Genomic DNA, 24177 nt, shown 5'->3' with positions numbered 1-24177 from the left:
TAGTTTATTATATGCATTATTTGTATTAATGTTACATAATTAATTTATTACATTTTACAAAATTTATTTAAAAATTTCTACTGTAATCTAACATTCTGTAATAATAATACATATACTGTATTGAAAGAATAAAGGGGGGATAATATGAAAACATTTGCCATATATACAGCAAATCTAAACTCCTCAAGTGTAACATGTATTGATACAACAACCGATAAAGTTATAGCAAATATACCTGTAGGTAGTAACCCCTATGATGTTGTTACAACCCACGATGGGAGATATGTATTTTCTTTAAACTCTGGCGATGGAACCATAAGTATAATTAATACAACAACAAACACAGTTTCGTCAACAATAACAGTTGGACAATTCCCTATGTCTGGTGTTATAAGTCCAGATAACTCTACTCTTTATGTTGCCTGTCGTGACAGCGAATATATTGCTGTTATTAATATCGCAACCCAAACTATAGTAAGCACAATACCTCTTAACTTTAAACCTGTTAGAATGGTTATAACTCCTGATGGAAAGTACTTGTTTGTGCAATGTATTAACGCCCTAAATGTACCAGTAATTGATACTGAAAGTATGTCTTTAGTAAAAAGAATTTCTCTTCCTACTTCACTAACCTACACTCCAACCGACCTTCTAATGAGTAAAGACGGAAAATATGTATACTTTGTAAGTTATCAAAGACCATTTATAGGAATGATATCTGTTGAAAGTATGGAACTATTAACACCTTATATTACCTTTACATCTGGTGTATTTAACCCAACTGCTATAACAACCTCTGAGGATGGTAAATATATATTTGTTACTGGATTAAGCAGATCAACGGGAATGATTATGCAGCTTTCTACAACACCTCCTCTTAGAATATTAAAAACAAAATTCCTATTTGCTGTACCATATAAATGCGAAATTACTCCAAACTGTCAAAAGCTAATAACTTTAAATTCAACATCTGGAAGTATAACAATATTTGATATAAACAATCTTGATAACTACAAAACCGTTTATCTTGGAGGTTCTTTAACAGATATTGAAATAAGACCTGAATCTAAAATTGCCTATGTTACAAACCAAACTTTAAATATAGCAATAAGAGTTGACATTGAACATGCAAACCCAGTTTCTGCACTTCCAACTGGAACCTATCCTATTTCATTACACGGTACTTTAATAGAAGTGCCAACACCTTCGTCCTTACTCTTGTGCAGAGCTTTAAAAGCTGAAACAAGCAACATTGAACTTACTAAAAATGCTAATATTAATATAATTGTTACCCCTGAGCTTGACCAAAGTCCAGAAGGATTAATATATGGAAATATTACTGACCCCGATAATAATCCTATTGTTAGTGCATCAGTAAAGATTATTAATACCGATGGATTTACAATATACCACGATATAACAGATAGCAAAGGATTCTTCAGTGGCAGACTTCCTGCTGGTAAATACACTATAATAGTTATATCACCAGACTACAATCTGTCCTATGTTGGTGACTTTATATTAGAAGGTAACGAGCAAAAGAATTTGAGCCTACTATTAAATGACAATATGGTATCGAGACTTGGTGTAATATTTGGTGAAGTCCTTGGAAGTACACTTGAAGGAATAGTCAATGGTGGTGCAAATCTTTATAAAAAGGTTGATGGAACAGATCAACTATATGTTCACAGTTTCACAAGTATAAATGGTAGATATAGAATAGCATATCTTCCTCATGGAATATACACCTTAAGACTTGCAGCCAATGGATATCTTCCTCAGGATTTTCTAGTTGTTATTGATAAGGATTATATGGTTATATCCTCAACAAATAAACTATCAAAAGATCCTGCAAATCCACAGGGTAAAATTACAGGTACAGTTATCTATAATGGTGTACCTGTAGATAAATGCCTTGTAGAAATTTATAGACGTGATGGAGATATGAAATATGTTGTTGCCATAGCCGAAACAAAATCTGATGGTTATTTTGAATTTGGAAACCTTCCTGCTGGAACTTACTTTATTGAAACTTTTAAACTAATTCCTCAAAACTAATTGTTTAAATGCTAAAAGTACTCTGAACACTATTGTTCAGAGTACTTTATTTATTTTATCTCTATATCCATTTTACATTTTTTTAATCTAAATAGCGTCTCCTCTTTACCTATAATTTCAAATACATCAAATAAAGGTGGAGAAACTTTTGAACCTGTTGCAGCAATTCTAAGTAGCATAAATAGTATTTTAGTTTTTGTATTTATTTTTTCACAAAGCCTACGCATCTCTTCTTCTAAATATACCTTATCCCAGTTTTCTATCTTTTCTAGATGGTTAATTGACTCATCTAAAAGTCGTATTATTTCCTCTTTATCAACCTTTTTTATTGAGTCTATAATAAATTCTAAAGAATACTCCTTTGGTCTTTCGTAAAACATCCTAAAGGCATCCTTTGCCTCATCAAGTCTCTTTAATCTTTCCTGTTCAACTGCAACAATCTTTTTTAGCTTTTCGTAATCCTCCTCTGTCCCTTCAAAATAATCTTGTTTCTCAACAAAAGGTAAAATAAGTTCATATAACTCATCTAAACTCTTTTTTCTAATATAGTGGCCATTATACCACTCAAGCTTTTTAAAATCAAAAACAACGTTTGAATTATTAATATTGTCTAAACTAAACTTATCAATCATCTCTTCAACTGTTAAAAATTCTTGTCCATCCTTTGGATTCCATCCAAGAAGTACTATAAAGTTTAATACTGCTTCCTTCAAATATCCCATCTCTTTATATTCACCTATGTACAAAGCACCATCCCTTTTTGAAATTTTACTTCTATCCTCATTAAGTAGAAGAGGAAAATGTACATATTGTGGGACTCTTGCAGATAGGGCTTCTAAAATTAATACTTGGCAAAAGGTATTTGGTATATGTTCTTGGCTTCTTAATACATGGGAAATTTTCATCAAGTAATCATCTATTGCTGTTGCAAAATTATATGTAGGAACTCCATCTGATTTTCTTATCACAAAATCACCCATTAGACTGCCATCCCACTTTAGTTCTCCCCTTACTACATCATTAAAGGTTATAACTTTATTAGGCACTTTAAATCTTACAACAGGTTTTAAACCTTTATTTAATTTTTCTTCTATCTCTTCTTTGGTTAAACTTCTACACCTTCCTGAATATTTTGGAGCAAGCTTTTGTTCTAACTGTCTTTTTCTTTCCTCCTCAAGCTCCTCTTCACTACAAAAACAATAGTAAGCATATCCCTCATCTATTAATTTTTCTATATACTTATTATAGGTATCCAATCTCTCTGATTGTCTATATGGTCCATATGGACCACCAACATCTGGGCCCTCATCCCAAGTTATTCCTAACCACCTTAATCCCTCATATATGCCTTCTTCTGACTCCTTTGAATTGCGCTTCATATCTGTATCATCTATTCTTAATATGAATTTACCATTATTTTTTTTAGCAAATAGATAATTGTAGAGAGCATTTCTAGCTGTTCCAACATGGCAATTACCAGTTGGACTTGGTGCTATCCTAACCCTAACCTCCATTTTAATACACCTTCCTACTTAAATTTTTTATGTCGTTCTCTATTATCTTTGTAATATATGAATCTCCCGATACTTTAGATATTTCTAATGCAAATTCTAAAACTTCTATTGAATTTCCTCTACTGCAGTAAAGAGCATTACAGCACTCCTCAATTGCATGCTTATATTTTCCAATTTTATAATACTCTTTTGCAATAGCCATCCTTAACTTCATATCATAGGGGTCAGCTCCCCTCATTAATTTTCTTTCTAATAGATCATCATAATCAAACATATCTTCTAAATAAAGTGCTACATCTCTATGTGCATCCTCAGGTATATCAATGAAATCCTCCTGCCAATAACTATATCCTGTTAAACTTAGCGAACGTTTTATTGCTCTTTTTAGATATGTATATCCATCTATTTTTCCCGATAAAAGTAGATGTTTACCTAATATATAGTAGGGTGCAAAGTAATTGTTATAAGTTTTTATTGCTTTATTAATATAATAAAATCCCTTTTTATAATCCTCTTTTTCTAAATAATATTTCCCAAGATAACACAAACTCTGAACAGCTTTTCCATCCTTTTTAATCATTAGGTTGTGATAATCAAGCTCTGATCTATATTGTTTTATTTCATCTAAGTTAAATCCAAACTCTTTAGATAATATCTCACATCTTTCTAGGCATTCAAATGAGGCAGATATATTATCTTCAAAGGAAAGATCCTCATTTGCATTAATAGATGCAAAATAGTCATCTAACATACATCTATACATAAAGGATTTGAAATTTGAAGCCAAAATTACAAAATTTCCTGTTTCATGTAGATATAAACCTATAAAGTAGTCTTCAATTTCTGGTCCATATCTGTAAAAACAGTATAAATCTCCATTACTTATATCACCAAATGGAACTAGCCTAAAATCCATTTTGCCTGGAATTCTTAATATATTTGCTGCAATATTTTCAGGATACTCAAAACGACAGCTTCCAAATTGACTATCTCCGCCAAATTTATATATAAACTCCTTATACTCCTTCGGGAAGAAATAACCATATTTCATTTCAAACTTTTCTAATCTATTTTTCATCATAACTTAATTCCTTTCTATTTAATGTGCTAATTAAATTATATTAATTATTCTAAAAATTTACAAGTAATTTAAAATTTATAAAACTTATTGCTTCATTATATCTAATATGTTTAAAAATAATTAAACTTCAAATACTACTGCTAAGGAGGTGTAATGATGATCGTATTTGTTAGAACAATTATACTATACATTTTTGTAACTTTAGCCATGAGGCTAATGGGGAAAAGGCAAATTGGTGAACTTCAACCCTTTGAACTTGTGGTTGCTCTAATGTTATCTGAACTAGCTACACTTCCTATGCAGGATACAGCTATTCCTCTAATACATGGAATTATACCTATTCTCACATTGATGTCCCTTGAAATTCTCATATCATTTTTAACATTAAAAATAGAGTTTTTAAGAAAAGTTTTCTGTGGTACACCTGATATTTTAATAAAACATGGAAAGGTTTCTGAAGAAGAATTAAGGCGCCAACGCTTTAATTTAGATGACCTAATTGAAGAACTTAGAATGAGTGGGTACTTAGATATATCGGATATTGAATATGCAATACTTGAAACAAGTGGAAAATTAAGCATTATTCCTAAAGCAGAAAAATCACCTGTAACCAAGGAGGATTTAAACCTTAGACCTCAAGCAACAAAACTTCCAGTAAGCATTATATTGGATGGGGTATTAAATAAGAAAAATCTTGCAATAACTGGACACGATCTAAACTGGCTTATGGAAAACCTAAGAAGTAAGGGAATTAACGATATAAAGGATGTATTTATTGCAATGATAGATTCAAAAGGTAACCTTTTTATACAAAGGAGGGATAGGGATGAAGAGGAGAACAAAAAGTAACTTAAAAACTTGCTTTTTTATAATTTTACTTTTTTCTTTAATAATTTCAGCTGGAATATTGGTAAATATTTTTTTAAATAATACATCAAAATCTTTATTAAATTCAATTTATGTTATACAATTTAATATAGAATATAATAATTGGGATATATCATATATTGAAATTGTGAAACTAAAAGAAGAATGGAAGACAATAGAAAGAGTTTGGAGTGCACTAATACACCATGATGAGATAGACAAAATATCAGAAAACCTTGAACTTTTAACAGAATATATAAAGGAGAAGGATAAAACTAATTCATTGAGCCATTTATCAGTTCTTAAGAAATACATAGAACACATACCCGAAATGGATAAACTATGTATTGAAAATATTTTTTAAAAAGTTATTTTCTTAAATCTAAAAATGTACTATAATATACATAGTGCTTATTTGTCCCATAGGGACTAATTTAGTCCCATAATACATATAAAGGAGGATTCATCATGCCACTTGTTACAACTAAGGAAATGTTTAAAAAGGCCTATGAAGGCGGATATGCAATTGGTGCTTTCAACATTAACAACTTAGAAATTCTTCAAGGTGTTGTAAGAGGTGCAAAGGCTAAAAACTCACCTGTAATATTACAATGTTCAACTAGTGCATTAAAATATGCAGGACCAAAGTATCTAAGAGCTATGGTTGAAGCTGCTGCTGAAGAGACTGGAATTGATATAGCACTTCACCTAGACCATGGTCCAGATTTAGAAGCTGTTAAGCTTGCAATAGCAAGTGGATTTACTTCAGTAATGTTTGACGGATCACACTATGATTTTGAAGAAAACGTTAGAAGAACAAAAGAAGTTGTAGAATACGCTCATGCACATGGTGTTGTTGTTGAAGCTGAGCTTGGTGTACTTGCTGGAGTTGAGGATGACGTTGTTGCAGCTGAACACGTTTACACTGATCCAGATCAAGCTGTTGAATTCGTTGAAAGAACTGGTTGTGACTCATTAGCAATTGCAATTGGTACATCACACGGTGCTTTTAAATTCCCACCAGACTATGAGCCACAACTAAGATTTGATATACTTGAAGAAATACAAAGAAAACTTCCAAACTTCCCAATAGTTTTACATGGTGCTTCAGCAGTTGATCCAGAAACTGTTGAAATGTGCAACAAGTATGGCGGAAATATAGCTAATGCTAAGGGAATTCCAGTTGAAATGCTAAGAAAGGCAGCTTCAATGGCTGTATGTAAAATAAATATGGATACTGACTTAAGACTTGCAATGACAGCAGCAATAAGAAAGGTATTTGCTGAAAATCCTGCTGAATTTGACCCAAGAAAGTATCTTGGAGCAGGAAGAGATGCTATACAAAAGGTTGTTGAATATAAGATTGAACATGTATTAGGTTCAGCAAATAGACTATAAAATAGTAGACCTAACCGGTCTACTATTTTTATAATATGTTTCAACAAAGTTGTTTAAGAATACTAATTTTTTGCACAAGCAATTATAGAATATTCTCCTCTTTCTACATTATAAAATAAATATTCACCCTGAGAGTTAGTTCTTGTAAACTTCACCAATTTTCCATCTTTCCTTTGTAGCACAACCAATGCATCTTTTACTCTTTTTCCCTCGCAATCTACAATAACTCCACTTATTGTACCATACATCATATAAGGCTTAATATAAGGAATTATATTAATACTATTTAATCCTGATCTTAAACATATTTTATTTTTATAGTAAAACATATTATTTTCTAATTTTATAATGTAAACTCCACTTAAAATTCCATCAATAAAAAATAATCCATTCTTATCAGTAACTGTTCTTTCACATAAAGTAAATATTCCGTAATAAAAGGAATATATTTCAACTACACACATATCTACAGGTTTGTCTTGAAACATTACCCGTCCAACAACATATGACATTTTGTCTAATAATTTATTTAATGTAAATGTAAGATATATTTTCTGTCCATCTGAAATGAAAACATTTTGAAATTCTGATGTATTATATCCTTCAGATGTTGCAAATACCTTAAAACACGATCTTGAATCAAATATCATAATCTTATAATTACCATTTACATCAGTTATTGTATGTGCTATAGGATTAGAAAACACATCCAGTGCCTTTACACACGCTCCACATATACCTTGTCCACTAATATTTATAACTTTTCCTTCTATTATTTTTAAAGAATTTTTTCTTTTTCTAACCTCCCATCAATTCTAATCTCACTATCCATAAAACCACCACTCCTCCCTACTACATATTATTCACAACTTTCATTTTTTTGTCATATTATAATACAGGAAAGGAAAAGGAGTCTTATATATGCCAATTGATATTAGAAAAATCTTGTTATATTTTGAAGAAAAATTTAATTTAATATACAACAAACTCGAAAACTTAAACAATTCTTTTTCTACTTGTGAAATTGTAACTAAAAACATATCAAAAGAAGAAACCGTAATAATAAAGCCTAATAATCAAAATATTATTATAAAAGATATAATTGTTTCTTCAACTTTTGATGATAATCCTATCTGTGAAATTAAGTTAAACTTTGGATTATCATATATAATATTTGTCATAACTAAAGAACAACCAACTCTACAAATTAATCTTACATGTGGAATATTGCTTAAATATAATCTACCTGCTACAGCAAAAATTGAAAATGGCTGTAGTAATGCATCCATAACATTAATATACACTACTATTTAGGGGGGATATTAATGACAATTCAGACTTGTGATCTTTATGTTTTAGGACAATCTGTTGCTAAAGAACTTACAGGCATAGGACAAGAAATTAGAATAGACCTTGATTTACAACCAAACCCTCGTACTAATTGCGGTACAATCATAGGTACTATTAAGGATGAAAATGGTAATCCTATACCTGGTGCTGTAATTAAAATATTTGATGCTCAAGGTAACCCTATTGCCCACACATTTTCAGACGCACAAGGTAACTACACCTTCTCACCTTTCCCACCAGGAACACAATATTATATTTCATCAATTGCTCCAGGATTTATATTCTCTCCACTTCAACTCTTTGCACTACAACCAAAACAACAAATTCAAATTGACATTACACTTGCCTCAGACCCTAAAGCAAATCTTTCTATTATAGCTGGTGATGTATTTACAACAACAAATGAACCTATACAAGATGCAACCGTTCAGCTATTTAAAGTAAATCCTGACCAAACAGAAACACTTATAGGAACAACCTTTACTAACCAAACAGGACAATTCTTGTTCATGGATGTTGATCAAGGAACCTATAGAGTTAGAACAAGTAAATTTGGATATGTTTCAGATACTTCTACAATACTAATAGATAGAAATAGAATGATTGGTAAACTTGTAATTACTCTAAGCGTTGATCCAAACGCTGCAAAGGGTACTATTTCTGGATATATTAAAGATGACAATAACCAACCTGTTGCCAATGCGGTTGTAACTTTATATAGAGTTGAATCTGATGGAAAACTTACACCTATCAAATTTACAAGAACAAACGCTCAAGGTATGTATCTATTCACAGATGTACCAAACGGCAATTACAAAGTTAAAGCTAATAAATTATCTGTATAAAGATAAAATGCCCAGATATTCTGGGCATTTTTAATTATTTTTAACTTCTCCTCCATTACTTTCATTACTAGAACTGCTATTACTATTAGTATTTTCAATTGTACCAGTATTTACATTATTACCTTGATTATTGGGATTTTGGTTTGGATTTTCTTGTCCTTCATTCTGTTTTACTTCTCCATTATTTGATCCATCATCATTTGTTGTATTAGTTGACTCATTGGTATTTTGAGATTTACTATCCTTCTCTTTATATTTATTTTCTTCTTTGTCGATTTTCTTCTTTTCTTCCTTAGGTATCTCTAGCTTTATAACTGGAGCTTTTTTGCCTCTTTTATCAATAGGCTTGTCTTTAGAATGATAATCATTAACCATATAAATTGGTGCATTTGATGATGATCCTGATGATGAATATAAAAACTTTTCAAGCATTACAACATTCTTTTGAAAATCAGGAAGCAACACACTCATTCCATTTACATATGTTTCTTCAAAGGTATTATCAAATGGAACCCTTGCTGTTTCAACTGGGGTATTTCCAAACTTATATGCAGTATATGCAATATTCATAAGCTTAGTAGTTGGTATATTTGTTTTAATGTATGGAAGCACTGCTTTTGCTAGCTCAGGAAGTTTAAAAAAGCTTACTCCTCTTACTTTATCTATTAATAATCCTAAAACCCTTCTTTGCCTTTCAGTTCTTTCATAATCACCATTACCAACTTTTCTAATTCTACAATAGGATAGAGCCTGTTGGCCATTTAGTTTTTGATATCCTGGTGCTGTTAGTAATGTTGAATTCTTTCCATTAACCTCTTTTATATACTTATTTATCTCGTCTACTTCATAATCTTTAACTTCAACTTCAATCCCACCAAGTGCATCTATTACATCTTGAAAAGCATTAAAATCAATTGAAATATAATATTGAACATTTACCTGAAAGTCCTGATTTAATGTCTTTAATAAAAGTTCTGGACCTCCTAAGAAAAATGCTGTATTTATCTTATGAGGTTTATAACCTGGTATTGGAACATACATATCCCTCATAAAGGATGTAAGCTTTATTATTTTATTGTTCGTATCAATTGTTGCAAGTATTATGGAATCTGTTCTTGCTGGTTCTCCTTCTGCTCTTGCATCTATTCCAATCAATAATATATTAATAAACCCCTGCTCTTCCTGAAAATTAATCTGCTGTCTTTCTTCTTCTGAACTAAAAAAATCCTTTGGAGTTGGAACATGTATGGTGTCATTAATGTAGTAGAATACCCCTAACGCTAAACTAATTATGATCACCAATGGAATTAATATATACTTTAACCTTTTCATATTTACCTCCTCTGAACATAGCTGTACTTATATATTATGCCATAAAGAAATAGCATATACAATATTAAAAAGTAGGCTTTTAGGCCTACTTCTATTTAGTAAAGCCCCATAAAAGAATTTTGATATCATTCTTTCATGGGGCTTTTTAAAACTAAAACTAACCTATATGTTTTTACATATACTTTTACTTATTGGATAATATTATATATTCGTATGGTTTTATTTGATACTTCTGTATTCCATTTTCTACTACATCTTCAGCTTTACCCTTTATAATCTTTTCAAAACCATTCTTAGATAATAAATCCTTATCTATAGTTATATTTTCCTCTCTGATGTTGACTATAATAAGTCTCTTTTCTCCATTATATTCTCTTATAAATGATGCAACAAGTGGATTTATATCAAAAGGAACTATGTCTCCATGCTTCATTACTTCATCATTTAATCTAAATTTTATAAAATCTCTATAGAAGTTTAAAAGTGAATTTTCATCCTTATCCTGTTCCTCTACCGATGGAGAGTACTCCCCTACATTATGCTTTATCATTTCCCATTTTGTTTGCCCTTCACCTGAAACCCTATACCATTTAAAAGGTTCCCTAATTTCCTCATCTGGTTTATAACCCTTCATACCAATTTCTTCACCATAATATATAAAAGGATTTCCTGGTAAACTTAAATATATTACTGCAGCTGCTTTATTTTTTTCTACACTATCTAATCTAGACATAACTCTATCAATATCATGATTTGTTAAAAAAGGTGCATCAACATAATCTTTATATTCAGCCTTATAAGTATCATAGCAGTTTTTAATTCTTGGGGAAAGTTTAGTTGAAAATCCTGTATTAACTGCTTCTATAATTTTTTCTGCTAAATTGAAGTTAAAACATGAATCAAAAGCAGTAAAGAATGGTGCAATCTTACCTTCTGAATCCCAAACTTCACCAACAATATATACGTCATTTTTTATACTACGTACATAGTTTGCAAACTCCTGCCACCATGCTACTGTATCCTTATATCTTTTGCCTTCGTAAACATGAAGTGCTGCATCTATTCTAAATCCGTCAATTCCTTTATCCAACCAAAACTTTGCTATTTCTTTTATTTCCTTTCTAACCTTTTTATTATCATAGTTTAAGTCCGGCATTTCAGACCAGAAGGTAGCATAATAATAGTTTTGTCCATCTTTTGTATGCCAAGCCTTCTGTCCTATTCCTGACAGCTCCTTTAAATTTGTATCCTTATTAGACCATATATAATAATTCTTATATTTCCTATCACCTTTTAATGCCTTCTCAAACCAAGGATGTTTGCTGCTTGTATGATTTGGAACAAAATCAAGAATGACTTTTATTCCATTTTCATGTGCCTTATTTATTAGATTTTCAAAATCCTGCATTGTTCCAAATTCTTTATTTATATCTTTATAATCTGTTACATCATATCCATGATAACTTGGAGATGGATAAATTGGATTTAACCATATAGCGTTTACTCCTAAGCTTTTAATATAATCAAGTTTTTTGGTAACTCCATTTAAATCACCTATACCATCTCCATCTGAATCATAAAATGACCTTACAAATATCTGGTACACAACAAGTCCATCTTGTTTCTTTCTTGGTGCAATCGTTTGCTCTTTGTCAAAAAAACAACCCACACTAAATATAAGGGTTATTAATGTCAATATAAATAACCATATTCTCCTTTTCATACTCTTTTCCCCCTAAAATATAGATTTATTAATTTCAACATCTCCTCATTTGGAGAAATAAAAGCTGCCCTTTTACCTCCATTATATAAAAATACATATCTATCTTCTTTGTAATCCCAAGGAATATACACATCTATTTGTGCCCCTTGAGGTATTTTTATGTCTCCTTCTTTTCCAAAACTTTCAAATTCCTTTACATCTAAATCAAGTAGGGTTTTTCTTCTTTTTTGATTATATATAACATCTATTTGAAGATTTCCATTTGTAAATATATATTCATATTCACTATATTGCTTGTCCCTTAAAATCATAACTAAATAAGCACCTGCAAATACAAGCAAAACTAATGCAAACACCTTAAAATTAAAAGTAAGGGTTGCTAAAACAAACAATAAAGCCCCAATAATTATTAAAACATACATCAATATATTTAGTAACTTATAGGTACTACTTATTGTTGTTCCCAAAAGCTGTTCATAAAATTTGTCCATATATTTACCTCCCCAACTTAACAATCTTAGTAAATATTATATCATATAAATAGAACAAAATTTGTATGCACATAAATAAAAATATTGTAATAATTTTACTGTTTTTCGTAACATTTAAATTTAATACATTTCCATATAACAAATATATTAAAATAATAATTGAATCAAACCATATGAATTTAAAAACCTTTTTACCGCTTATGGTTAAGGTAAAAAATTCAATAAAATAGTTTATAATAGGATATATGCCAACAAAACTATATATTAGCCAATACTTTTTATCAAAGTTAAATAAATAGAGCAAAACTAATGCAAAAAAATAGCTTATAAATCCATAACTTACTCCCAATCTTTTTAATGGAACAGAGACAATAAAAGTTGCTATAAAAACAAACAATAAATTCATACTTGAAAATAATTCTATCTTTTGCGATATTAATAATGTTAATGAAATTATAAATCCTGTTAATAATGAAAAATAAATCTTTTTCTTCATATCTCTGCACCCTTACTAAATAATTATTAAAAATATTAATATTATTTTACATCATTATTAAAAAAAATTCCATATTCATTTTAGGAGGTATAAAAAATTGAAGGAGATAGAAGTAAAAGTACTAAATATTGATTTTGATATGGTAAAGAAAAAACTAGGTAAACTAGGTGCAAAAAAAATAAAGCAGGAAAATCAGCAAAACTATTTCTTTAGCCTCAAGGAAGAAAATGGATATGTGCGAATAAGAGTTATTGAAGACCTTATAAACAATAGAAAAAAAATTACACTATGTATAAAAAAGATATTTAAATTACAAAATGTTCGTCAAAACATTGAACACGAATTTGAGGTTTCAGATTTTAATGAATGTCTATTATTTTTAAAAGAACTTGGATTTAAAGACTATAAAAGAGAGGATAAATATAGAGAAAGCTATATTTTAGAAGATGTATTAATTGAATTTGACACTTGGGATAAATCTGTATTTCCATATCCTTATATAGAAATAGAAGCCCCAAATATTGAGGCTTTAGAAAGAATAACAGGATTACTTGAAATACCAAAAGAAAACATAACTTCAAAGGGACTTTTAGAAATTAAAAGGGACTTAGGAATACTATAAAAGCATTAAGATTAAAGGAATGGTTATAACAGAAATTATAGTTGATAAAAATACAACCTTAGAAGCATATTCTGAATTTCCTCCATACTTTTCTGCCATAATAACTGTATTTGCAGCTGCTGGCATCGAGGTAATTATTACAGGTATACTTAAATAAAACTCCTTTACTCCAACCCCTTTTAAAATGAAAAGAACTACAAGTGGAATTAAAATCAACCTAACAACTGTACCAACATAGACTGAGTGTCCTTCAAATATTGATTTCACTTTAGCATCAGCTAATGTAGAACCTATTATAATCATTGAAAGAGGAGTGGTCATTGAACCTACTAATTCTAGAGTTTTTATTATTGGAAGAGGTAGTTTTATTGAAAAAATAAAAATCATAAGCCCAATTAAAACTGAAACAATTCCTGGGTTTAAAAGAGCCTTTTTTAAGCTGTTTTTATCGCCTCTTCCTGAAAATATAAATACTCCTGCTGTCCACATGAGTACATTAAAGGGTATGTTGAATAATGCTGCGTAAAACATCCCTATTTTACCATATATACTCTCAACAACTGGATATCCCATAAATCCACAGTTTGAAAACACTGTAATAAACCAAAGAACCTTAGCCTCATCCTCTTCAAATTTTTTATAAATAAACCTTCCTAAAACAAAAAGCACACCATGTATAATAATTGAAGTAAGAAATAACCTAACACCTATATTTAACATATCACTTGAAAAGTTAAAGTTAAATGAAGAAATAATCATAAAAGGCAGAGTAACATTTATCAATAGCTCTGATAAACTCCTATTTACTTGCTTATTTAGAAATCCCTTTTTTCTTGATATATATCCAACAACCATAATTAAGAAAAGAACCATAACCTGAGTCACAATTACATTCATCTCTTATCCTCCCAATTACTTACTACATTATTTAATAAAATATTATATAGCTCAGGATTAAATTTGTTTAATGCAATTGGTTTTAAATTGCTATCTGTAAAACCATGTACTGTATAGCCTTCTGCTAAAATTTTTTCATCCCTATATACCCTATATCCAAACTTTACCTTTACTCTAGAAACTTCCAAAATGCATGTTTCAATCTGGATCAAATCATCATAATAGGCAGGGCTTTTATATTTAACCTCTACTTCAATTACAGGTAACATCAAGCCTATTTCCTCTAAATGCCTATAGTTAAATCCAAGACTTCTTAAAAGCTCGGTTCTCCCAACATCAAACCAAACTACATAATTGGAATGATATACAATTCCCATTCTATCAGTTTCTTTATATCTTACTCTAAATTGTGCCTTCATCTTATCACTCCCTTCAATATATAATTTATCATATTTGTTGTTAAAAAAACATAACAAAATTTCTTTTACAATATAAATTTACAAAATTTTATATAATTTATATAATTAAACACAAGGAGCGTGATATTATGTATGGAGCAATAAGATCAAAGCTAGATAACGATTTAACACTTGAAAAGATGCTAATTTATGCTATAGAAGATGAGTACCTTGCAAGAACAGAATATGAGCTTGCACTTAAATCATTAGGAGATGAAAAACCCTTCAATAGCATTATTAACTCAGAAGTTCATCATATAAATTGGTTAAAGGAACTCCTTCAAAAATATAATATTCCAATTCCAGAAGATAGATCATATGAATTTCTTAAAATGCCCTCTTCATTAGATGAGGCTCTTGAATATGGAATTCATGCAGAAATTGAAAACATTGAAATGTATGAAAGGTTTTTATCCCATAGTCTTCCTGAAGATGTTCAAGAGGTATTTAAAAAGCTAAGAGATTCATCAAAAGGACATTTGTTGGTACTTAAAAATAGAAAGGAAAAAATATGATTTATAAAAATAAAAATGCCCCATGAAACTTTTTATTTACGGGGCATTTTTATTTTCATAAATTATTTTGGTTTATTCTTTTATATCAATGAAGCTTAATTTATCTTCTCCAAAATACTTAACTACCAACTTGTTGATATCTCTATCATATATAAATCCTTCTATACCCTTCATGTCTGCTTTATTTATGGTACATAAATCCTTTAGTTTAAAATTAGATAAACTCAATTCGTAAATTTTTGTATTTAAACCTCCTATTGTGTATAAATATAGTTTATCATTCTCAACATAGGCTGGTACAACATCTGTTAGAGATGCTACTAAAAATTTTTTATTAGATTTTATATCATACCTATACAACTTATCATATTCAAAATATATCATATTTCCTTTATAAATTCTAAAGCTATCTATCATTAAGTTTTTTACGTTTAATCTATATTCGTTTAATTTGTTTAATTTTATATCATACTCATATAAAACTACATATGAATTGAATTTAATATAATATATTTTATCATCCTCTAGTTCTGCAAATATTATAGAGTCATCTATCTTTTTAAGTTGACCTGTTTCGATGTTGTATAAATATATACCCCTTGATGTCCTTAATAACATATTTTTACCTTCAACATCTATATCTGATATATTTAGATTTGCAAAAATCTTTTCAGACCCATCATAGAAGTATAATAAACCATTTTTGTTGTAAAAAACATTACCATAAAAACCATTAATAAATTCAACACCCTTAGCTATACTCTTATTTACTTTATCACTTTTTAAATCGTAGCTAAAAAGTTCATCATGACTTCTATAATAATAAACATCATTAACTTTAGTCATTTGAAAACCATTAATGTTTCTTGAGTTTTTAATTTCAAACTTAGTATAAATTCTCTCCTTTAAACCCTTTAGATCTATATTTTGTTTTTTCTTTAAATCATATAGTGAATATTGGTTATTGCCTTTAATTTCTATTATAAACTTATCAAATATTTTCATATAAACATTATCTTTTTCTAGCCTTTTATCATTACCATCTAAATCATAGCTATATAATGTACATACATCGGGTTTTTCAAAATCTAATGTAAATATCCTTTCATCTATTATTAAAAACTCTATTAAATTTGGATCTGTAAGCAACTCCTTTATAACTTTAAACTCCCTATCTAATTTTACAATTTGAGATTTTTCTTCGTTTATAACATAGAAGTATCCTTTATAATAGCTTAATAGCCTTATTGGGAAATTTAAATTGTATGTTTTAATCTGATCTGTCTCTAAGTCCCTTTCAACTATTTGTTTTGTTGTATAGTACATATAAAGCTTATTGTCTACCACATATAAATTGGGTGCAGAAATTATATATTCTGACTTTTTGTTTTTAATGTCGTATTTGTAAAGTCTATTTAATTCATCCTTATATATTATAGTTTCTCCACATAGCTTAAAGCTTTCTATTCCATAGTCTAAAAGTTTTTCTTTCTTTTTTGTTATTTCATCTAATCTATATAAAGTTTTTTGGCTTAGATAATAAATGTTGTTGCCACTTTTAAATATATTATATGCATTATCTAATTCAAGCTCCTTTGTATCACCTGTAGATGTGTTTATTTTATAGAGTCCAACAATATCGGAAAAAAGTATTGTATTCATATAAATACTATCTTTTGTATATACTGATAAATTATCACTACTTGATATAAAATCTATAGTTTTAGGTCTAAAAATCCTTTTTAAATTTGACCAAAACAAGCTAACTCCAAAAACTAAAACCAAAATTATTGCAAATACTAAATAAACTCTTTCAAACTTTTTCGAAGTGCTATTATTTTTCATTTAAATCACTTCCTTTTATTAATTTTGATGTTATATTACCGATAACATCCTTTAAAATGTAATTTTCCTCTCCTTCTGTTAAAATCACAACTATAAATGTTTTATGGTCTTTAAACACTATACCACAATCATGTTCTAAATTGTTAAGCTCCCCTGTTTTATGTGCTATTTCATATTTATTGCCTAAATATCTATCAAGTCCACCCTTTAATTTCTGCTCCTTTAGAATTTCTATTGCCAAGTTGCAGTAATATGGGTTTAGTACTTCTTTTTTACATAACTTATAAAAGGTTAATCCTAAATCCCTTGCACTTGTAAAGTTATCAAATCCTAACCTTTTTCTGTCAAAATCCATCATTTTTCTTTGAAGTATAGTTTCATTAAGTCCTATTTCTTTAAAGTATTTGTTTATATATTCAAATCCTAATAAATCAATTATTATATTTGTTGCGGTATTGTCACTTAAAACAATCATTAACTTAGCTAAATCAAGTAATGTATATGTGTTGTTTTCATCTAATAAATATACAATTCCTGCTCCAGAGACAGTATAGTCTTTTTGGATCTTAATTCTTTTATTTAAATCTATCTCTCCCTTCAATACCTTGTTAAACAGAGCTAAAAGAATAGGAACCTTTATAGTACTTGCAGAAGGAAAAATTTTATCGCTATTATATTCAAACATATACTGTGTTTCTAACTCCTTATAATAAACCCCAACAGAACAGTTTAATCTATCTATATAATCTAAAACATTCTTCATAAAACCACCTCTTCCAATTATTTCAGTTATATTATTAATATTTTAACTCAAAATATAAGTAGAAGGGAGGCTATGTTTATGGTAAGAAAAAGTAGAAAAGGTATAGTAGGCAAGGCTCTTCCTACAATGTCTAAAAGATATAGAATTGGTGCTGGAATTGATTTTATAAAGGAAAAATTAAAGGCTGAAGGAAAAATTGATGAGGATTAAATCATTTAAAAGCCCTATGGAGGATTTCATAAGTAATTTAACTTTTGAAATCCTCTCATAGGCTTTATTTTAATTTTACTTCTAGAACATCTAGATAATTTGAAATAGTATAATATATTTTATTATGATCTTCATCATATAAATATGAATTAATGTATCCAATTTCCCTAACTAAAGTTTTACAACTTATCGAGTCTAAATAGATACAGTTTATACTATTTTTACCCTGATCATCTGTTATTTTTAAAAAGAGTTTATCTTTGCTTAAAAGATATCCTTCAATAAAAACGGCTCCTTTATACAATATTTTATTTACCCCTTTTTTTAAATCATAAGCAAGTATATCATTCCCCTGTGTATATATTGCATATTCGTCATCTATATAAATTAAATTAAATAGATCTATATCAATACTTAATTCACTTGTTTTATTTGTATTAAGATCTAAAATTTTTAATTTTGTAACATCATACACATCTCCTATTTTTGGATAAAAATATATTTTATTTTCATTAAAAAATACAATTCTAACTTTATCCAATATCTTTATTAATTCTCTATCATCAACTTTATATAAGTTTTCAAATGTTGAAACATATATGTTATCTCCATTTGTAAATATCTTATCTACAAATACATTTGAAATTAGTTTTGTCTTTTTCTCCTCTAGGTCAAAATTATATAGCTTTCCTGCTGTTACAAATAAGTTACCTTCTATAAACTTAATATCATTAAGATATAAGTTGGTATTGTATACATTGTTAGTTTTATTAGCAAAATCGTACTCAACCAAACTGCCTTGATTAAAATTTATACCACTATCTATATAATAAAATTTATTTCCTGTTTTAACCATTTTGTAGCCCTGCAATGCATTTATCTGCTTCTTAATTGGAAAATAAAATACATGTGATTTAATATCAGGTAATTCATATCTTTTGTTAGTTTTTATATCAAAAATATAATTTTTATTATTTTCACAAACATATTCAAAATTACTAAAGGAGTTGTTTTTTACGATCATCTCCTTTTTTATATTTTTACCATTTAAATCTATACTCATAAGAACTGACCCCTGTAACCCATTAGATTCAGCATAAAAATAAATTTTATCTTTAATAATTTTTGATAGTAACTTATACTCACCTTGTGTACCTACTTCCCAAATCTTTTCAAATTTATCATCATAACATGCAATCCTATCAGTTCCATGTTGTGCATAAAATTTTCCATTATAATACATCAACCCTAATATATTACCATTTACAGTATATACATCATATTTTCTAGTATTTATATCAAGTTTAAATATTGAATTTTTATCACCTGATGAAAAGTAAAAATAGTAGATAAAATCATTCATAAATAAAAATCCTTGAGGTTGAATTTTTAAGTCAATTTTTGTTTTATCCTCTAAATTATATATATTTACATTTAAAGTCTGGGTATCAATATATACAATCTTATCATTGCTTATTTGAAAATCCCTACAGTTATCTAAAATTTTTTCAATTATTTTATCTTTGATTTTTATTCTAAATAGCATATTTTTGGCATCTAAAAAGTAAATACTGTCCTTATAGCTTTCAACTCTATTAACCCAATCATCTGTAATTCTATCTAATTTTTTATTCACTGTATTATATGCATAAAGTGAAAAGTTATCTGTAAAACCTCTTGGTGAAAAGTAAATTGTATCTCCTACCATAACTTCCTTTTTTTCTAAACTTGAATAATATTCTTCTACATTTAGGACATTAAATTTTATAACCTCCATAGCCTTTCTTACCTTTGGTCCAAAATATGAAGACAAATCCCTTATAAAAAAGCTAAATAAAAAAACTATAATCAAAAGTATCGCAGCAATATAATAAACCTTCTCAATCCCCTTCCCTTTATTTTCCATAACCCACCTCCTTCATCTATTACACATATTATAATAAAATCCAAATATTTACGTTAAGAAATTATTAAAAAATTATAGATATGTATAAAATCTCAAATCAAAAATATAAATTTTAAACAATTTAAAGAATAAAATTTAAATACTTAGACTATACTTTTAATATATTTGAAAATAAAGGGGTGGGTAACATGAGTAATTTGATTTTATTTTTCTTGACATTTATATGTATTTTTCAAATACTTAAATTAAAACTGGATGATAGAAAAGTCAAATTATGTTTAACTATTGTTCAGTTTTCTATATTTGCAACTTTTATGTTATTCATGTACATAGCTTCTCAACCTATTTTTTCGCCATAAAATAAGAATATTTCCCAGGAAATGATATTTACTTATAATTAAAAATAAATTAGAATAATACTACGTGGTTTTCAAGGACCTCCTATAAAAATCCAAGGAGGTGTTTTTATGCCTATAGAAAAACATCCAGATTTTCAAGAAGAATTAAAATATTTAGACTTTATTCTTTCCTTCCTTAAAATACATCATAAAAGACTACTTGCTACAAAGGCTATTTTAACCAAAGAACTCTCTAAAGGAATAGGTGATCCAAAGGATGACAGTAGTGATCCCTATATAAGTATGCTTATAAATACTCAGCTCTCCGATACACTAGAAGAAAAACTTGAGAAGATAGAACATGCCCATAAAAAACCTTACTTTGCAAGAGTTGATTTTACAGAAGATGGTTCAAAAAATAGAGAAAAGCTTTATATTGGAAAAATGTGCGTTCTTGATGATAAAAATTTTAAACCATATATAATTGACTGGAGAGCTCCAATTGCCAACTTATACTATGAAGGTCGCCTTGGGAAAGCCCACTATGTTTGTCCTGATGGAAAAATTTATGGAGAAATACATCTAAAAAGGCAGTACACCATTGAAGAAGGAAAGCTTCGTAATATATTGGATATAGATATAACCACAAACGATGAGTTCCTTCAGGCCTTTTTAAGTGCTAATGCAGACAATAGACTAAAAGACATTGTATCTACTATTCAAGTGGAACAAAACAGGATAATTCGTGCCGATATGTGGAAGCCTCTAATTGTACAGGGAGTTGCAGGAAGTGGTAAGACAACAATAGCCCTTCATAGAATTGCTTATCTAATCTACAACTACGATAAAGACTTTGTTCCAGAAAACTACATGATTATTGCACCAAATAAATTGTTTTTAAATTATATATCAGAGGTTTTACCTGAACTTGGTGTAAACAGAGTTAAGCAAACTACATTCGAAGAATTTGCATTTGAGGTACTAGAAAGGAAAATAAAACTTAAGGATGTTAACAATACATTATCTCTATTAGTAAATTTAAAAGATGAAAAACAAAAAAATATAATTGTAGAGGCATTAAAATTTAAAACATCAAAGGAGTTTTGGGATATACTTGATAAATATTTAAAGCAAGTAGAATATAATTTAATACCAGATGAATCCTTTAAAATAGGTAAAATCGAACTCTTTTCTCATAATGAAATTAATGAGCTTTTCCTTAAAAACTATTCTGACCTACCATTTGCAAAAAGACTTAATGAAATTAAGAAGCATCTACAAAACAGAGCAAAATTAAAAAAGGATGAGCTGATTGAAAAGTTAAATAAAATATGCGATGTTGAAATTAGTAAAATAAAAAATAGTATTTTAGATCTAAAAGAACGTCAAGCTAAAATTACTGAAACCTATAACAAAAGGGATGAACTAATTGGAAAAGTAAATGATTTTGTAAAATCAGGAGCATCCAATTATATAAAACACATTAAGATCAAAACCGCCTTTGAATATTACGATGAATTTTTATTAAGTGATATGTTTAAAGAGAATGCACTAAATTATATTAGTAATGATGCCTATGAATATTTAATTAGTACCTATATTGAAAATAAAAAATCCGACTTATTCGAATATGAAGATTTGGCACCTCTATTATATATAAAATATAAAACATTAGGGCTAAGTGAAAAAATCAAAGTTAAACATATTGTCATTGATGAGGCACAGGATTTTAGTGTGCTTCAACTTCATGTGCTTAAAAATATAATTAAAGACAGCTCCTTTACAATACTAGGTGACTTAAATCAAGGGATACACTACTACAGAGGAGTTAGAAATTGGAATGATATAAAGGAATTGGTCTTTAATAATACTGCTAACTATCTAACCCTAGAACAGACATATAGAACAAGTATTGAAATTATGGATGTGGCTAACAAAGTTATATCATATTTAAAAGAATCAGAAATTCAGTTGGCCAAACCTGTTATAAGACATGGAGATAAGGTTCAAATTAAAAAAGTAAATTCATATAAAGATGTTGTAGAAAATATAGCTTCTGATCTAGAAGCATTAAAAAATTCCAATATAAAAAGTATCGCTATAATAGGTAAAACACTAGAAGAATGCAAGGAAATACACAAAATGCTTAAAATTAAAGGATACAAGTTTAGTCTAATTACAGGAAACGAAAAGGATTATTCTTCTAAACTTGTTGTCGTACCTTCATATTTATCCAAGGGATTAGAATTTGATGCTGTATATATTCCTAATGCAAGCTCTTCTTTATATCAAAATAATGAACTAGATATAAAACTCCTTTATGTAGCATTGACAAGACCACTTCATAAACTTTGTATCTACTCAATAGGCGAAGTTTGTGATATGCTTAAGTTTGTAAGCTGTAATTAAGGGGGAAGGATTATGTTCTTTATAGGAATATTCGGCATCGAAAATAAGGAAGAACATATAAGGGATATTAATGCTAAAATATGTAAATCATGTGGTCAGTATACAACATATAGACTTTATAAAACATATTCTTACTTTCATTTTTTCTTTATTAAACTTTTCAAATTTAATGAAAACTATTATGCAGTATCTAGATGCTGTAATAGACTATTTGAAGTACCACATAGCATAGGTAAGAATATAGAAAAAGGACTTCAAAATGATATTGAAGAAAAAGATTTAATAGAAATCAATATGGGGTACAATGAAGGTGTTTGTCCTAACTGCAAAAATTTAATACATCCTAGCTTTGAATTTTGCCCATACTGTGGAACAAAATTGCACTAAAAAGGCACTTTCTTGATAACTCCCTCATATAATGTAATAAAAAGGAGGGGGTTCTATGCCTGAACTTTGGGGAATTTTTACAGTTATTGCTATAATAATTATCTACTACTTTATTAACAGGGAATATGCTAAAAAACTGGCTTTAGAGTTTATGCTATACGCAGAAAAGAAAGCAGAAGAAATGGCACTCTATGAAGGAAAAAAGAAATTCTATTACGTAGTTTCACAATATGATAAATTGCCTGCTTTTGTTAAGGCTGTAATTACCCCTGATCAATTTGCACAAATGGTTCAGGCTCTGTTTGACGAAGCTATGAGTAGACTGGATGATAAAAAGCAATACTAGTAATGACTATACGTAAATAAAGCCATGCTAAATTTTGAGCATGGCTTTAAAAATTTTAAAATTTAGTGTTGACAAAAACCAAAATATATTATAGAATAAAACATGTCGAAGGGGTATAGCTCAATTGGTAGAGCAACGGTCTCCAAAACCGTAGGCTGTGGGTTCGATTCCTACTGCCCCTGCCATAAGGCCTAATCGAAAGATTAGGCCTTATTTGTTTTGTCCCAGCATACTTTTTAACATTAGAATAAATACAATTATACGGAAACACAGTCATAGCAAGAAAACCTGTTTTTGTATAAAAAAAGTGAAATGTGTATCCATAA

General features: G+C 28.8%; 24 protein-coding genes and 1 tRNA gene. 13 read left to right on the top strand and 12 right to left on the bottom strand.

Going from position 1 to position 24177, the window contains the following annotated elements:
* Positions 1-144 precede the first annotated feature (144 nt).
* Positions 145-2058, top strand: coding sequence for a carboxypeptidase regulatory-like domain-containing protein (locus tag TCEL_RS02605; RefSeq protein WP_018660829.1), 1914 nt, complete (start codon positions 145-147; stop codon positions 2056-2058).
* A 50-nt stretch (positions 2059-2108) separates the two neighbouring features.
* Here TCEL_RS02605 and gltX read toward each other — a convergent pair whose 3' ends face one another.
* Positions 2109-3572 carry a glutamate--tRNA ligase gene (gene gltX, locus TCEL_RS02600; RefSeq protein ID WP_018660827.1) on the bottom strand — a complete coding sequence of 488 codons (1464 nt, stop codon included), beginning with the start codon at positions 3570-3572 and terminating at the stop codon, positions 2109-2111.
* A gap of 1 nt (position 3573) precedes the next feature.
* Positions 3574-4653, bottom strand: a complete 1080-nt coding sequence (locus TCEL_RS02595; RefSeq protein ID WP_018660825.1) for an SMI1/KNR4 family protein — start codon at positions 4651-4653, stop codon at positions 3574-3576.
* A gap of 153 nt (positions 4654-4806) precedes the next feature.
* Here TCEL_RS02595 and TCEL_RS02590 point away from each other — a divergent pair, with 153 nt between their 5' ends.
* The 3 genes from TCEL_RS02590 to fba all read left to right on the top strand — a co-directional run bounded on the left by TCEL_RS02590 (position 4807) and on the right by fba (position 6918).
* Positions 4807-5502 carry a YetF domain-containing protein gene (locus tag TCEL_RS02590; protein WP_040683722.1) on the top strand — a complete coding sequence of 232 codons (696 nt, stop codon included), beginning with the start codon at positions 4807-4809 and terminating at the stop codon, positions 5500-5502.
* Positions 5480-5884, top strand: coding sequence for a DUF4363 family protein (locus TCEL_RS02585; protein WP_018660822.1), 405 nt, complete (start codon positions 5480-5482; stop codon positions 5882-5884). The genes TCEL_RS02590 and TCEL_RS02585 overlap by 23 nt, the downstream gene beginning before the upstream one ends.
* A 104-nt stretch (positions 5885-5988) precedes the next feature.
* On the top strand, positions 5989-6918 hold the full coding sequence (gene fba / locus TCEL_RS02580) for a class II fructose-1,6-bisphosphate aldolase (protein WP_018660820.1): 930 nt from the start codon (positions 5989-5991) through the stop codon (positions 6916-6918).
* 62 nt (positions 6919-6980) lie between these two features.
* Here fba and TCEL_RS02575 read toward each other — a convergent pair whose 3' ends face one another.
* Positions 6981-7691, bottom strand: a complete 711-nt coding sequence (locus tag TCEL_RS02575) for a carboxypeptidase-like regulatory domain-containing protein (protein WP_278199809.1) — start codon at positions 7689-7691, stop codon at positions 6981-6983.
* A gap of 172 nt (positions 7692-7863) precedes the next feature.
* Here TCEL_RS02575 and TCEL_RS02570 point away from each other — a divergent pair, with 172 nt between their 5' ends.
* A complete protein-coding gene (locus tag TCEL_RS02570; protein WP_198010635.1) occupies positions 7864-8232 on the top strand; it encodes a hypothetical protein in 369 nt (122 codons plus the stop codon).
* Between the two features lie 11 nt (positions 8233-8243).
* Positions 8244-9113 (top strand): MSCRAMM family protein, encoded by an 870-nt coding sequence (locus tag TCEL_RS02565; protein WP_018660814.1) that lies wholly within the window; start codon positions 8244-8246, stop codon positions 9111-9113.
* 30 nt (positions 9114-9143) lie between these two features.
* Here the strand turns inward: TCEL_RS02565 and TCEL_RS02560 are convergent, their stop codons facing one another.
* The 4 genes from TCEL_RS02560 to TCEL_RS02545 all read right to left on the bottom strand — a co-directional run bounded on the left by TCEL_RS02560 (position 9144) and on the right by TCEL_RS02545 (position 13155).
* A complete protein-coding gene (locus TCEL_RS02560; protein WP_018660812.1) occupies positions 9144-10445 on the bottom strand; it encodes an LCP family protein in 1302 nt (433 codons plus the stop codon).
* Between the two features lie 184 nt (positions 10446-10629).
* Positions 10630-12168 carry an alpha-amylase family glycosyl hydrolase gene (locus tag TCEL_RS02555; protein WP_018660810.1) on the bottom strand — a complete coding sequence of 513 codons (1539 nt, stop codon included), beginning with the start codon at positions 12166-12168 and terminating at the stop codon, positions 10630-10632.
* On the bottom strand, positions 12165-12659 hold the full coding sequence (locus tag TCEL_RS12725) for a hypothetical protein (protein ID WP_018660808.1): 495 nt from the start codon (positions 12657-12659) through the stop codon (positions 12165-12167). The genes TCEL_RS02555 and TCEL_RS12725 overlap by 4 nt, the downstream gene beginning before the upstream one ends.
* Positions 12660-12663: 4 nt before the next feature.
* The gene (locus TCEL_RS02545) at positions 12664-13155 is read right to left on the bottom strand and encodes a hypothetical protein (protein ID WP_018660806.1); all 492 of its coding nucleotides are present in this window, start codon (positions 13153-13155) and stop codon (positions 12664-12666) included.
* Between the two features lie 97 nt (positions 13156-13252).
* Between TCEL_RS02545 and TCEL_RS02540 the strand changes: the two genes are divergently transcribed.
* Positions 13253-13777 carry a CYTH domain-containing protein gene (locus TCEL_RS02540; protein ID WP_018660803.1) on the top strand — a complete coding sequence of 175 codons (525 nt, stop codon included), beginning with the start codon at positions 13253-13255 and terminating at the stop codon, positions 13775-13777.
* On the opposite strand, the gene TCEL_RS02535 is transcribed toward TCEL_RS02540, so the two are convergent.
* Complete coding sequence (locus TCEL_RS02535; RefSeq protein WP_018660802.1) at positions 13772-14674, bottom strand: AEC family transporter; 903 nt, start codon at positions 14672-14674, stop codon at positions 13772-13774. The two genes, TCEL_RS02540 and TCEL_RS02535, sit on opposite strands and share 6 nt — an antisense overlap.
* Positions 14671-15093 carry an acyl-CoA thioesterase gene (locus tag TCEL_RS02530; protein ID WP_018660800.1) on the bottom strand — a complete coding sequence of 141 codons (423 nt, stop codon included), beginning with the start codon at positions 15091-15093 and terminating at the stop codon, positions 14671-14673. Before TCEL_RS02530 ends, TCEL_RS02535 begins: the two co-directional genes overlap by 4 nt.
* Before the next feature lie 128 nt (positions 15094-15221).
* Here TCEL_RS02530 and TCEL_RS02525 point away from each other — a divergent pair, with 128 nt between their 5' ends.
* Positions 15222-15647 carry a ferritin-like domain-containing protein gene (locus tag TCEL_RS02525; protein ID WP_018660799.1) on the top strand — a complete coding sequence of 142 codons (426 nt, stop codon included), beginning with the start codon at positions 15222-15224 and terminating at the stop codon, positions 15645-15647.
* Positions 15648-15719: 72 nt separating this feature from the next.
* Here the strand turns inward: TCEL_RS02525 and TCEL_RS02520 are convergent, their stop codons facing one another.
* Together TCEL_RS02520 and TCEL_RS02515 are read right to left on the bottom strand one after the other, a co-directional pair.
* Positions 15720-17492, bottom strand: coding sequence for a DUF5050 domain-containing protein (locus tag TCEL_RS02520; protein ID WP_018660797.1), 1773 nt, complete (start codon positions 17490-17492; stop codon positions 15720-15722).
* On the bottom strand, positions 17482-18255 hold the full coding sequence (locus TCEL_RS02515; protein WP_018660795.1) for a serine hydrolase: 774 nt from the start codon (positions 18253-18255) through the stop codon (positions 17482-17484). Before TCEL_RS02515 ends, TCEL_RS02520 begins: the two co-directional genes overlap by 11 nt.
* A gap of 72 nt (positions 18256-18327) precedes the next feature.
* Between TCEL_RS02515 and TCEL_RS13395 the strand changes: the two genes are divergently transcribed.
* Positions 18328-18465 carry a hypothetical protein gene (locus TCEL_RS13395; RefSeq protein WP_156874025.1) on the top strand — a complete coding sequence of 46 codons (138 nt, stop codon included), beginning with the start codon at positions 18328-18330 and terminating at the stop codon, positions 18463-18465.
* Between the two features lie 64 nt (positions 18466-18529).
* Here the strand turns inward: TCEL_RS13395 and TCEL_RS02510 are convergent, their stop codons facing one another.
* Positions 18530-20371, bottom strand: coding sequence for a DUF5050 domain-containing protein (locus TCEL_RS02510; protein ID WP_018660792.1), 1842 nt, complete (start codon positions 20369-20371; stop codon positions 18530-18532).
* Between the two features lie 467 nt (positions 20372-20838).
* Here TCEL_RS02510 and helD point away from each other — a divergent pair, with 467 nt between their 5' ends.
* The 4 genes from helD to TCEL_RS02490 all read left to right on the top strand — a co-directional run bounded on the left by helD (position 20839) and on the right by TCEL_RS02490 (position 24036).
* Positions 20839-23118, top strand: coding sequence for an RNA polymerase recycling motor HelD (gene helD / locus TCEL_RS02505; RefSeq protein WP_018660790.1), 2280 nt, complete (start codon positions 20839-20841; stop codon positions 23116-23118).
* 12 nt (positions 23119-23130) lie between these two features.
* The gene (locus TCEL_RS02500; protein WP_018660788.1) at positions 23131-23505 is read left to right on the top strand and encodes a zinc ribbon domain-containing protein; all 375 of its coding nucleotides are present in this window, start codon (positions 23131-23133) and stop codon (positions 23503-23505) included.
* A gap of 55 nt (positions 23506-23560) precedes the next feature.
* The gene (locus tag TCEL_RS02495) at positions 23561-23851 is read left to right on the top strand and encodes a hypothetical protein (protein ID WP_018660786.1); all 291 of its coding nucleotides are present in this window, start codon (positions 23561-23563) and stop codon (positions 23849-23851) included.
* A gap of 109 nt (positions 23852-23960) precedes the next feature.
* A tRNA-Trp gene (locus TCEL_RS02490) sits at positions 23961-24036 on the top strand.
* Positions 24037-24177: the final 141 nt, after the last annotated feature.

Origin of the sequence: Thermobrachium celere DSM 8682 (assembly GCF_000430995.1) — a bacterium.
GTDB classification, from domain to species: Bacteria; Bacillota; Clostridia; order Clostridiales; family Caloramatoraceae; genus Thermobrachium; species Thermobrachium celere.
The sequence above is the reverse complement of the archived record's forward strand: the minus strand, read 5'-3'. Positions and strand labels throughout refer to the sequence as shown.